This is a genomic window from Senegalia massiliensis, from assembly GCF_900626135.1.
Lineage (GTDB): Bacteria > Bacillota > Clostridia > Tissierellales > SIT17 > Anaeromonas > Anaeromonas massiliensis.
Genome location: NZ_LR130785.1, coordinates 1,535,945 through 1,548,740, shown reverse-complemented (window position 1 = coordinate 1,548,740; position 12,796 = coordinate 1,535,945). Strand labels below are relative to the sequence as shown.

The 12,796-nt window shown below is 27.9% G+C and carries 13 protein-coding genes; 1 reads left to right on the top strand and 12 read right to left on the bottom strand.

Annotated elements, in window-relative coordinates; all coding sequences use genetic code 11:
* Window positions 1–13: 13 nt before the first annotated feature.
* From queA to E0D94_RS07680, 6 genes are all read right to left on the bottom strand, one after another.
* The gene (queA, locus tag E0D94_RS07705) at window positions 14–1,039 is read right to left on the bottom strand and encodes a tRNA preQ1(34) S-adenosylmethionine ribosyltransferase-isomerase QueA (protein WP_130806757.1); all 1,026 of its coding nucleotides are present in this window, start codon (window positions 1,037–1,039) and stop codon (window positions 14–16) included.
* Window positions 1,040–1,195: 156 nt separating this feature from the next.
* Window positions 1,196–2,200, bottom strand: coding sequence for a Holliday junction branch migration DNA helicase RuvB (gene ruvB / locus E0D94_RS07700; protein ID WP_130806755.1), 1,005 nt, complete (start codon window positions 2,198–2,200; stop codon window positions 1,196–1,198).
* 12 nt (window positions 2,201–2,212) lie between these two features.
* Window positions 2,213–2,800, bottom strand: coding sequence for a Holliday junction branch migration protein RuvA (ruvA, locus tag E0D94_RS07695; RefSeq protein WP_130806753.1), 588 nt, complete (start codon window positions 2,798–2,800; stop codon window positions 2,213–2,215).
* Between the two features lie 13 nt (window positions 2,801–2,813).
* Window positions 2,814–3,308: a crossover junction endodeoxyribonuclease RuvC gene (gene ruvC, locus E0D94_RS07690; protein WP_130806751.1), complete on the bottom strand. Its 495-nt coding sequence runs from the start codon at window positions 3,306–3,308 to the stop codon at window positions 2,814–2,816.
* Window positions 3,309–3,384: 76 nt separating this feature from the next.
* Window positions 3,385–3,969: a BofC C-terminal domain-containing protein gene (locus tag E0D94_RS07685; RefSeq protein WP_130806749.1), complete on the bottom strand. Its 585-nt coding sequence runs from the start codon at window positions 3,967–3,969 to the stop codon at window positions 3,385–3,387.
* Window positions 3,970–4,062: 93 nt separating this feature from the next.
* Window positions 4,063–4,806 carry a hypothetical protein gene (locus E0D94_RS07680; protein WP_242620499.1) on the bottom strand — a complete coding sequence of 248 codons (744 nt, stop codon included), beginning with the start codon at window positions 4,804–4,806 and terminating at the stop codon, window positions 4,063–4,065.
* Between the two features lie 115 nt (window positions 4,807–4,921).
* On the opposite strand from E0D94_RS07680, the gene E0D94_RS07675 reads away from it, so the two are divergent.
* Window positions 4,922–5,434, top strand: a complete 513-nt coding sequence (locus E0D94_RS07675) for an HPP family protein (RefSeq protein ID WP_130806746.1) — start codon at window positions 4,922–4,924, stop codon at window positions 5,432–5,434.
* 125 nt (window positions 5,435–5,559) lie between these two features.
* On the opposite strand, the gene E0D94_RS07670 is transcribed toward E0D94_RS07675, so the two are convergent.
* From E0D94_RS07670 to cysK, 6 genes are all read right to left on the bottom strand, one after another.
* Window positions 5,560–6,837, bottom strand: a complete 1,278-nt coding sequence (locus E0D94_RS07670; RefSeq protein ID WP_130806744.1) for an ABC transporter permease subunit — start codon at window positions 6,835–6,837, stop codon at window positions 5,560–5,562.
* Window position 6,838: 1 nt separating this feature from the next.
* The gene (locus E0D94_RS07665) at window positions 6,839–7,879 is read right to left on the bottom strand and encodes an ABC transporter permease subunit (protein ID WP_130806742.1); all 1,041 of its coding nucleotides are present in this window, start codon (window positions 7,877–7,879) and stop codon (window positions 6,839–6,841) included.
* On the bottom strand, window positions 7,880–9,484 hold the full coding sequence (locus E0D94_RS07660; RefSeq protein WP_341274565.1) for a sugar ABC transporter ATP-binding protein: 1,605 nt from the start codon (window positions 9,482–9,484) through the stop codon (window positions 7,880–7,882).
* 77 nt (window positions 9,485–9,561) lie between these two features.
* On the bottom strand, window positions 9,562–10,725 hold the full coding sequence (locus E0D94_RS07655; RefSeq protein WP_242620498.1) for a DUF3798 domain-containing protein: 1,164 nt from the start codon (window positions 10,723–10,725) through the stop codon (window positions 9,562–9,564).
* Window positions 10,726–10,920: 195 nt separating this feature from the next.
* Window positions 10,921–11,661 carry a YebC/PmpR family DNA-binding transcriptional regulator gene (locus E0D94_RS07650; RefSeq protein ID WP_130806740.1) on the bottom strand — a complete coding sequence of 247 codons (741 nt, stop codon included), beginning with the start codon at window positions 11,659–11,661 and terminating at the stop codon, window positions 10,921–10,923.
* Between the two features lie 80 nt (window positions 11,662–11,741).
* Window positions 11,742–12,656, bottom strand: coding sequence for a cysteine synthase A (gene cysK, locus E0D94_RS07645; RefSeq protein WP_130806738.1), 915 nt, complete (start codon window positions 12,654–12,656; stop codon window positions 11,742–11,744).
* Window positions 12,657–12,796 lie beyond the last annotated feature (140 nt).

Genomic DNA, 12,796 nt, shown 5'->3' with positions numbered 1-12,796 from the left:
ATTCACTCCTAAACTAAATTATAATCATAGCATCTCCAAAACTAAAAAATCTATATTTTTCTTTTATAGCTTCTTCATATGCATTTAGTATATTTTCTTTACCTGCTAAAGCACTTACTAACATTACTAATGTTGATTCTGGCAAATGAAAGTTAGTAATTAGTCCATCAATAGCTTTAAACTTATATCCTGGATATATGAAAATATCAGTCCAACCTTTTGACTCTTTTATTTTTCCATCATCATCACTTACTGATTCAAGTGTTCTAGTAGATGTTGTACCTACAGATATAACCTTTTTTCCACTTTGTTTAACACTATTAATTAATTCTGCAGTTTCTTTGGATACCTCATAAAATTCAGAATGCATATTATGTCCTTCTACATCATCAACTTTTACAGGTCTAAAAGTACCAAGTCCTACGTGAAGTGTTATATAAGCAATTTTAACACCTTTATTTTTAATTTTTTCTAATAAGTCTTCTGTAAAATGTAACCCTGCTGTAGGCGCTGCAGCAGATCCTTCTACTTTTGAATATACAGTTTGATATCTTTCTCTATCATTTAATTTTTCAGTTATATATGGAGGTAGTGGCATTTCTCCCAATTTATCTAATATTTCATTAAATATACCTTTATAAATAAACTTTACCATTCTAGTTCCACCTTTTTTTATATCTATTATTTCAGCCTTTAAAATACCTTCGCCAAATTCAATAATATCTCCAATCTTCGCTTTTTTCCCAGGTTTAACTAAGGTTTCCCAATTATCTCCTTCTATGTTGTTTAATAATAAAAACTCAACCTTACCACCTGTATTTTCTCTTTTACCAAGAAGTCTTGCAGGTATTACTCTAGTATTATTCAATACTAATAAATCACCTTCATTTAAATAATCTATTACATCATAAAAATTTTTATGTTTTATATCATCATTATTTTTATCTAAAACTAATAGTCTAGATTTCTCTCTATCTTTAAGTGGTGTTTGTGCTATTAATTCTTCAGGTAAATCAAAATAAAAATCACTAGTTTTCATCAAATCATTCCTTTACTTAATTACTTAAATATATAATAAATCAAAATAATTTTCTAATAATATTTATAATTACAGTCAAAATAATACTTAATAATAACCCTAATTAATACAATAATTAATCCTATTATAATAATATTTTTTCCTATATCCATTTTACTAATCACCTTTAATATTAAAATGTTCTAAACATCTTTTAGTTATTACCCTTCCTCTTGGAGTTCTATTTATAAATCCAATTTGTAATAAATAAGGTTCATACACATCTTCAATAGTATTTCTCTCTTCACCAATAGTAGCAGCTAAAGTATCTAAGCCTACTGGACCATGAGAAAATTTATGAATTATAGAAAGTAATAAGCGCTTATCTATATTGTCTAGACCTAATTCATCTATTTCTAATAAATCTAGAGCTTTATCAGCTACTTCTTTTGTTATTACACCATTTTCTACTACTTCAGCATAATCTCTAACTCTTTTCAATATCCTATTTGCTATTCTTGGTGTTCCTCTAGATCTTTTTGCTATCTCTAATGCTCCTACAGAATCTATTTCTATACCAAGTATACCAGCAGACCTTATAATTATACTTTTCAAATCTTCTATACTATAATAATCTAATTTACACATAACACCAAATCTATCTCTTAAAGGAGAGGTTAAAAGCCCTGCACGAGTAGTTGCTCCTATAAGTGTAAACTTAGATAAATCAAGTCTTATAGATCTTGCACTAGGACCTTTTCCTATTATTATATCTAGTGCAAAATCTTCCATAGCAGGATAAAGTATTTCTTCTACACTCCTATTTAATCTATGAATTTCATCAATAAAGAGTACATCTCCTTCACCTAAATTGGTAAGTATAGCAGCTAAATCTCCAGCTTTTTCTATGGCAGGACCAGATGTTATTCTTATATTTACACTCATTTCATTTGAAATAATACTAGCCAGTGTAGTTTTACCAAGACCTGGTGGACCATATAAAAGCACATGATCAAGTGATTCATTTCTAATTTTTGCTGCTTCAATAAATATTTTCAATTTTTCTTTTACTTTATCTTGTCCAATATAATTTTCTAATAATTTAGGTCTTAATGTAGATTCTATATCAAAATCTTCAGTTTTAGCACTACTTGTGACAATTCTATTTTCCTTTTCATCCATAATTATCCCCTCTTATCTTTTTGATAATTCACTTAAAGATAACTTTATTATATCTTCAGTACTTAAATTTTTAGTATCTATACGTGATATTACATTAGATGCTTCATATTTAGTATACCCAAGAGCAACTAAAGCATCTATTGATTCATCATAATTAGAGTTAACATTTAAATTAGACATTTCAACATTTTCTATGTTATAATCTTTTATTTTATCTTTAAGCTCTAATATCATTCTATTAGCTGTTTTTTTACCTACTCCTGGTGCTTCTGATAATTTGTTTGCATCCTCATTTATAATAGCATATTTTATTTGATCTACAGATAATGCAGATAAAATTCCAAGACCTACTTTTGGTCCTATTTTTGAAACAGATATTAATTTTAAAAATAATTCAAGTTCTGTTTTCATACCAAAGCCATATAAGCTCATATCGTCTTCTCTGACATTTAAATAAGTATAAATTTTAACTTCTTCTCCTATTTTAATATCTTTTATTGTATTTACAGAAGTATGTATCTTATATCCAATTCCACTATTATCTATAACTATAAAATCTTCAGATATTTCTTCAATTATACCTTTTATATATCTATACATTTTATTCACTCCATTATTTCATTTCAAATAATTTATCAAATTGTCCAGAATGAGCATGACTAATAGCAACAGCTAAAGCATCCGCCGCATCATCTGGCTTTGGAATTTCTTTTAAATTGAGTAACATCTTTACCATTTCTTGAACTTGCTTTTTCTTAGCTCTACCATAACCGACAACACCTTGTTTTACTTGCAATGGAGTATATTCAAATAAATCTATATTTTGATTCATAACAGCAAGTATTTCAACCCCTCTTGCTTGTCCAACTTGTATTGCTGTTTTTACATTCTTATTAAAAAATAATTCCTCAATTGCTACAGCATCAGGCTTATATTCTATTAATATATTTGTAAGCTCATCATATACTTTTTTTAATCTCTGCTGTGGGCTCATACTAGCAGGGGTTGTTATTACACCATAATCAACAACTTTAAAATTATTTCCTTTATAGTCAATAACACCATATCCTACTATGGCTATGCCAGGATCTATACCAAATATTCTCATTTGTTCAACTCCTAATAAATATTTATAATATATAATTCTATCACATTTAAAGCAATAATAGAAAACTTCATAAGTTTTAACTTATGAAGTTTTCTATTATCTCACCAATATCGTCTATACTGTCAACGATAATACCTTTTTTTAATTTGTTTTTATCAAAATCACTTAGAAACTCTATAGATTGATCTAACTTTTTAAATAATACTCTTTCTCCCTTGTCATTTATCTTATATATGGAAACATATCCTTCATATTCGCCTACAACATAATGATTTGGGCATAAAAAATTTTTATCTATTCGCACTATTACTCTCTCAGAGTCAAATCTTATGATTTTAGTAGAAAACTCTATTTTAAAATTATTTCTAAATTCATCTCTACCCATATCTATATATTTTTTCTTATCTAACTCAAAGCTTCTTACTACATGCTCACATTCAGTATAATAATTTTCATATTCTATAATTGTATTTTTATTTATTTTCTCTTGAGGTTTAACATTAATTTCTTGTGATAATTCTTTGTTTATGCTTTGATTTTTAGCTATATTCTCATCTTTATTTTTATTTTCTAATCTATTATCTAGAAAACTAAATATTAATAAAACCACAGCTAAAGTAAGTCCTAAAAACAAATAGAACATTTTATAAGAATTTTTCATAATATCTTCATCCTTTCTTGGAAGATATTATTTCCAAAAAAACATTTTATATACAATTTTCAACCCCTATTGAACTTATAAACTCTATAGTTCTTAATAGGGGTATCTCTTTAATACTCTATCGTTAAGTGCATACCAACATGATCCTTTAAATATATTCATGAGGTTTTTAATTAATTCTCTAACTAAAACATCATATATTTTTTCTAATTCATCTTGCGTAAGACAAATGCTCTCTTCTTTTATATTAAGCTTATCTGGATTAAACACAAGTTTTAATTGTTTGTCTACATAATTATCAATATATTTCAATTTTGAATGGATTACTTTTTCTGCAAATATTTTTATAAGATGCTTATATTCATTTCTTACACTTTCGTTTATATCTATCTCTTCTTTTATTTCATTTCTAACTTTATTTATTTCAGTGTTTGCATAATTAAAATGAAATAAATATCTTTTGTCATAAAGTATATCTAAATCAAAATACTTCAATGCAAGTTCTTCTAATACATTAATCCATTTATTATTATAAAATCCATATTTATATCCTTCAATATAAAAGCAAAGTTCAATTCTATCAATATCTTCTCTAATAACATTAGTAATTGATCTTGCAATAGCACGTGGATTTTCTCTATCTCTTAATAATTTTTTTATTTTATTTTCAATATTTTTAGTGCAAATATATTGAGGATAAATATTACTAATATTTTTTTCTAAATCATATAATGACAATAAAATATGTATTGAGTTTATATCATTATTAAATAAAAATTTATTTTTCAATCCTTCATATAGTTCCCAAGGTTCCACTGCAGAAGTTTGCAAATCCATCCCTCCTTCTTTAGAAATTATTGCCAGTATAAAATAATCTAAACCTGTTTATTGATTTATTTTTTATTTTTTCATAATATGATAATATATAGTTAAATTTATTAAAATTCAAGGAGTGTTTGTCATTAAATTTTTAGATTCTAAATTTAAAGATAATATTAAAAGATATATATTACAATGCGTATTAGCAACTATATCAATAATGTTCATATTGTTATTTCTAAACTACTTTGTTTATACTACAGTAATAGCAAGTTTAGGTGCTACTACTTTTATTGTCTTTACTATGCCAAAAACCCATTCTGCAAAAGGTAAAAATATTCTTGGTGGATATACTCTTGGTATAATTTTTGGTATAATATTTCATTTGTTATCAATGTTTTTAATAGATATAATCGAAACAATAAATTTAAATACCCTTTATATGATTACAGGAGCCTTATCAGTAGGTGCTACAATGTTTGTAATGACCATAACTAATACAGAGCACCCTCCAGCAGTGGGTATGGCTCTATCATTAATTCTGACTCCATGGGATTTTAAAACTTTATTTTTCGTATATCTCTGTATAATCCTTATGATTATCGTTAAAAAATTACTTGAAAATTATTTAATAGACCTTCAATAAAATTTTTTCGACAAAAAAAGACTCGAATATTTATTATACTATTATATCATATTTTTTTCAACATTTAAGAGTAAAATAATATATATAAATAAAACACTTTCTAGAAAGTGTTTTATTTATATATATTATTTTCTTTTTAATTCTACTCTTTTTTTCCAAGCATGTAACCCCAAAGAAACTCCTATTACTCCATAAGCTACAAATGCTCTGAAAAACTCTCCAATTTGCGCATCACCAAATAAATTCTTTCCTGCTAGAGGAGATACTATAAATAGTGTATGGAATAATGTTGTACCAAGTATTGCCTGACCTATAGTTGCTTTAGAAACTGAAGCTCCACCTATAAGTAATGCTGCTATTGAAAACATTCCTATTTGTTCATGGCTACCATAGGTATTTAAAGTTCCTAGATTTTGAAGGAATATAATTTGTCCCCAAGCTGCTAGAACTATAGATATTACAATAGCTAAAACTCTTATTTTATCTACATTTATACCAGAAACTTTAGCAATCTGTTTGTCTTGACCTACTGTTCTAAATTCTTGACCTATTTTCGTTTTGACAATCAATACATTAAAAAGACACAAAACAAATATTACAAATATGGTTATAACAGGTACCTTAGTCATATTTAATAGTGAATTACTAGTTTTTATATATAAAGATAATATTATAAGTAACACCATCATTATCATAGTAAATATATATTTAAATTTATTATAATTTACTTTGTATTTACTTCTTTTATTTCTTATATAAATAAAAGAATAAATTATAATGGTTATTATAGAACAAATTAATACTATATTAAATAAGGGTAGCTTTAAAATATTATCTAAAGCGTATTTTATACCTGTAGGTTTAACTCCCTTTGATAAATCAATAGTATTTCTTATACCTACTCCTCCACTTAACATTAAAACTGGATTTTTCATAGGTATTAATGTACCTACTAAAAATAAGAATATTAATTGATAGACACCATTAGCAAAAAACCCTGTAATCATACTAGCAATCATTTCTTGTCCCTTTGTTTTATTTAATAATTTCCCAGTTAGAAATCCGAATAATAAAGCAATAGGAAATGATATAGCTATAGCTAATATGAATCCTTTAAATCCAGTAATACCTAGATGTGTCACAGATATTATAGCTATTTGTCCTGCCATTGCTCCTACAACGATACTAAAGTTTAATCCCATACCTGCAAGCACTGGAATTATTAAAGATAATACTAAAAATGAGTTTCTTGTAATTCTTGTTATCAATTCATTTACTATAAATGATATGGGTAAATTAGATAGTTGAACTCCTATAAGACATAAAATAACAAATATAATTGTAACTATATTATTAAATATCATTTTCTTTCCTGTGTTTTCTAAGGTGTTTTGATTTGACATATTAACTATCACCTCCTACTTTAGTTAAAGCATACAAGATGATACCATTTTGAATAATCATCCTAGCTACCTCAGATAAATTTCCTTCACTTACTATTTTATTAGCTACTGGTAATGATATTGTAAGTAATCCTTGAAATAATAAAACTCCTAGAATAACATGACTTATTTTTGCCTTTCCAGCTGAAGCTCCCCCTATTAAAATTGCAGCTACTGCAGAAAATGCCATCATTAATGGAGCTTGATATAACTGAAAAAAACCATAACTTTGAGCATAAACTAATATACCTATAGCACCAAGAATAGTAGATAATATTGTACCAGTTATTCTTGCATTATTTACATTAATGCCAGACGCTACTGCAAATTTAGGATTTTCTCCAGCTGCTTTCATAGCTATACCTGCTTTACTTCGTAAAAATACCCAAACTAAAAAACATAATGCTAAAAAGAATGCTAAAAGCCCAGTCGGTATAGTTATATTTCCAATAGAAACAGACATAAATTTATTTAAAATTTGTGCATATCTTCCATCTAAAGAAATAGTAACCCTAAGCCCTTTTCCTATAGGCCAAATCATTTCAGGACTTTTAAATGGCATTAATATCCATAAAATACTCATTAATGATACTACCGAAAATCCAGTATATGTTGCAACCATCATTTCTGATCCTTTTACTGCATTTAATATTTTGGCATAGAAATAACCAACAATTATTGCAATAGGAATAGAAATAGCTATAGCTGCTAAAAACCCCTCTACCCCAGTTAAATTAAGTTCAATACTTATTAATCCCCCCAACAAACCACATATTACACCTAATGGCAATCCAAAATTAGGCCCTATACCAGACAATATTGATGGAACCATAGCAAGTACTAATACTCCATTCATTCCAATTCTTACTAATGTATCTTCTAATAATAAATTGACTGGTAACTTTAAAAAATGCGCTGAAATTATAAGTAAAATAAAAAAAGTAATTATAATCATCCTTGGAAGCCCTAAAGCATTTTTAGTCTTATTAAATACACTTACCATTTAAAAAGCCTCCCTTTTACTTTTTTTGTATTCTCCTGCCATCATTAAGCCAAATTTTGAATCTTCATCATCAGGACTTAATATACCTTCTACCTGACCTTCAGTGATTATTGCAATTCTATTACATACAGATCTAAGTTCAGCTAATTCACTAGATGTCATAACTATTGTCATGCCTAGCTCTTCATTTAATTTATATAATAAATCTAAAACTAATTTTTTAGCACCAATATCTATACCTCTTGTAGGTTCTGATATTAATAAAATGTCAGGTTGTAATGTTAATGCACGAGCTATACATACTTTTTGTTGATTACCACCACTAAGGCGTCTAGTAATTTGTTCTGGTCCTCTACATCTTATATCTAAATCAGTAATCATTGTAAGACAGTGCTCTCTAATATCAGATTTAGAAATTTGACTAAAAGGGCCAAATTTAGAAATATATTTTTTCTGCATTTGAATAGCAGTAAGTGCAATATTCATTTCAATAGAAGTATCTAATAATAATCCAATTCCTCTTCTATCTTCTGAAACAAAACCTAAACCATGTTTTAAAGATTCTACTGTATTATTTAATTTCAATTTTTTATTGTTAATGATTATTTCTCCTTTAGTTTCATAAAGTCCCATTATCCCATTTGATATTCCTATTTTGCCTTGACCAGCAAGTCCCCCAATACCCAATATTTCTCCTCGTTTAACATCAATATTTATACCTTTTGTACTTTCCCCTGGCATATTTACATATAAATTTCTTAATGATAATATTATATCTTGATCTTCACTTTCTGAACTAGTTTCACTTTCTTTTTTGGACAGTCTTTTAATTTTTCTACCTACCATTAGTTCAGCTAATTCTAAAATATGAGTATCTTTCTTTTCTTTACAAACTACTAATTCCCCATCTCTAAGAACTGTTACCTTATCTGAAACCTTCATAACTTCATCTAATCTATGTGTAATAAAAATAATCGCTATACCTAAATTTGCTAATTTTTTCATTGCTTTTAATAAATTTTCTGATTCACTTTCTGTAAGAACTGCTGTTGGTTCATCAAAAACTAATATTTTAATATTTTCTTTGTCTATTTCTCTAGCAATTTCAATAAATTGTTTATGTCCTACAGGTAATCCTTCGATTAATATCCATTCATCTAAGCCTATCTCCAATTTATCTAATGCTATCCTTGTATCTTTGTTCATAGCTTTATTATCTAATGTTTCTAATTTTTCTCCAAATATTTTACTTATAATATTCTTTTTTGTCTTTTCTCTATTTAATTTAATATTTTCAGTGATAGTAAAACCAGGGATCAACATAAATTCTTGATGAACCATTCCTATTCCCTTTTTCATAGCTTCATTTGGTGAATCTATATTTACTATTTCTCCATCAATCATTATCTCTCCAGAAAATCCTCCTGTGGATTGTATAACTGGCATACCAAATAATATGTTCATTAACGTGGACTTTCCTGCACCATTTTCACCTAATATAGCATGTATCTCTCCTGATTTAATTGATAAATTTATATTTTTCAAAACTTTATTTTTAAAATATTCTTTTTCTATATTTTTCATTTCCAATATATAATCACTCAAATTAATACCCCCTTATTTTATCAAAGAGTAATTAAATAAGGTTACCAAAGTACAGGCAACCTTATTTTTATTAACTATTAGAAATCTATAAAATCAGACAATACCATCAAATAGTTATCGTAAGTTTTCCCTGTATTTTCGTCAGTATAAGGTACAATAGTCATACTTGGCTCTACTCCGGCTCTTTCTTCTACATACTCATAAAATACTTCTGTTATTTTATCTGTGTCTAACCTATTTTCAATATCACCTTCTAGATATGCTTTTGCATATTCTGCTCCTGCCTCAACAAACATCATGTTCATAGGTACAGGCCATGTAGAAAATCTTCCTTCTCCTCCACCTTCTTCGATTTTTTTAGATATTTCAGAAGATACATAATTTATATCACCTTTTTTATCCTCAGGAATTTCTATTCCTAATGCTCCTGGATATCCATGGAATGGAGATGGACAACATTGCTGTGGTAAAATTGCCCCTTCATTTAATGCTGATTTAATAAGAGGTTCTTGCATTGCACAATTAGTTGCAAATAAAGCTGTATCTTCTCCATATTCTTCTATTTTTCTCGGAACATCTTCTAATATAAATTGTTGTGCTCCTGATACACCTGCATCACCTGTAGGATCTGGTGCAGTAGCATCTACAAATTCCATATCTAATTTTTCTGCAGTTTGTTTAAATAAATCTCTTCTTTGAGCTAGTAGTGCATATGACATATGTCTAGGGAATGAATAATGAACAAAAGTCTCAGCACCTTGTTTTTTTGCTTGTTCAACAACAGCTGTACCCATGCCTAATTCATCCATTTGAAATACTACATCAGCTTTAGAAGCTATCATATTTGGGTCTTCTCCAGCAGTACCAACTATAAATAATATGTCTTCTCTCATTTCTCTAACCTTATCTATAGCTGCTGATGTTCCTGGAACACCTTGTACTATTACAATGGCTTTTATGTCCTGATCCGAAGCCATACTTACAATATTTGCAATGGTTGTTTCTTGCTCTTTCATAAATTGGTCAGGATATGTTTGTATAACTACTTTGTCTTCACCATATTTTTCTAATACATTTTCAGCTGCTCTATATTCTTCTTCATTCTGAGATACGGTACCTGTCATAATACCAATCTTCCATGAAGATTCTGGTCCAGATTTTGAATTTTCTGAATTATCTCCACATGCTGACAAGCTTATAATCATAATTAAAACTAATAAAATACTTATAAATTTTTTCAATGAAATTCCCCCTTTTATTAAAATTCTTTATCTAAAATAAATTAAAAACCTCCCCCTTTATTCTAAATTTTTATTTTTGTTATTTTTAAAAGTATATTCTATGACTAAAGATATATTACAAAAATTTAGAGGAAATAAAAAAACACCTTCAATTTTATTGTTTTAAAACAATAAAATTGAAGGTGTTTTAAATATTTATTCCATTTCTTCTGGCATTTCCCAGTTATGATATACTTCTTGAACATCATCGTTATCTTCTAATGCATCTATAAGTTTTTCCATATTATTCATATCTTTAGATTCTTCTAGTTTAGTTTGAGTTTGAGGAATAAAAGATACCTCTGCTGTAGAAAACTTATATCCTTCACTCTTTAATGATTCTCTAATATCTTTAAAATCTTCTGGAGAAGTTGTAATTTCAAAATATTCATCTTCTGCTACAAAGTCTTCAGCACCAGCTTCAATTGAATTAAGCATTATTTCTTCTTCGTCTATATCTTCATTTCTATCTATTATAAGTATTCCTTTTCTATCAAACATAAAGGATACACAACCAGTTGCACCTAGATTACCATTATACTTAGAAAAATAATGCCTTATATCTGCTGCAGTTCTATTTTTATTATCTGTTAAACATTGAACCATTACAGCAACTCCATTAGGTCCATAGCCTTCATAAGTAATTTCTTCATATGATGCACCATCTAAATCTCCAGAACCTTTTTTAATTGCTCTATCTATATTATCATTTGGCATATTTTCAGCCTTTGCCTTTTCTATAGCATTAGAAAGCTCTGCATTATATTCTGGATCGTCTCCACCTTCTTTTACTGCTACAGTAATAGCTCTAGCTAATTTAGTGAAAACTTTAGCCTTTTTTGCATCTTGTCTTCCTTTTCTATGCTTTATGTTGGCCCATTTTGAATGTCCAGCCATTTAAATCACTCCTTTATCCCTTTATAAAACAATTAATATTCTAACACAATATAATGATTTTATAAAGAAAAAAGATATCATTAGCTAAAAATATCAGTACTTAGATATCTTTCTCCACTATCAGGGGCCATTACTAAAACTTTTTTACCTTTTCCTAATTGTTTTGCAATTTTTATAGCACCATTTATAGCAGCACCAGAAGAAATACCTACTAACAATCCTTCTTTTCTAGCTACTTCCTTAGTTGTCTTAACCGCTTGTTCTCCATCTATTCTTAAGATTTTATCTATTATATCCATATTTAATACATCTGGTATAAATCCTGCCCCTATACCTTGTATTCTATGTGGACCAGGACTTTCTCCGCTCATAACTGCTGACTCACTAGGTTCTATAGCAATTATTTTTATATCTTTATTTTTTTCTTTTAATACTTCAGAAACACCAGTAATAGTTCCTCCAGTTCCTACACCTGCTACAAATGCATCTATATCTCCATTTGTTTGTCTAAGTATTTCTACAGCTGTAGTTTTTCTATGAATCTCAGGATTATTTTTGTTCATAAATTGTTGAGGCATAAAATAACCATTTTTCTCTTTTAATTCTTTTGCTTTTTGTATAGCTCCATTCATGCCTTTTTCACCTGGTGTAAGTACAAGTTCAGCACCGTATGCTTTAAGTAAATTTCTTCTTTCTGTACTCATAGTATCTGGCATAACTAATATCACATTATATCCCTTAGCTGCACCTATCATAGCAAGCCCTATACCAGTATTTCCACTAGTTGGTTCAATAATAGTTGAATTCTTTTTTAACTCACCTTGTTTTTCTGCCATTTCTATCATATTAAATGCAATTCTATCTTTTACACTACTCCCTGGATTAAAAGATTCTAACTTAACAAATATTTCTGCGCTATCACCATCTACTATATTGTTTAATTTAACCATTGGTGTTTCACCAATCAATTCAAGAATATTATTTACAGTTTTCATTTTTATCCTCCTCATTTAAATACTTTAATTCCTACCAATTTATATGTGTTTATTTTATTGTATAAATTAGCCTTTGTCAAGGAATATGTTTTTAAACTTTAGTTAATATTATATTTATATAACATTATAAAGGTGATTTA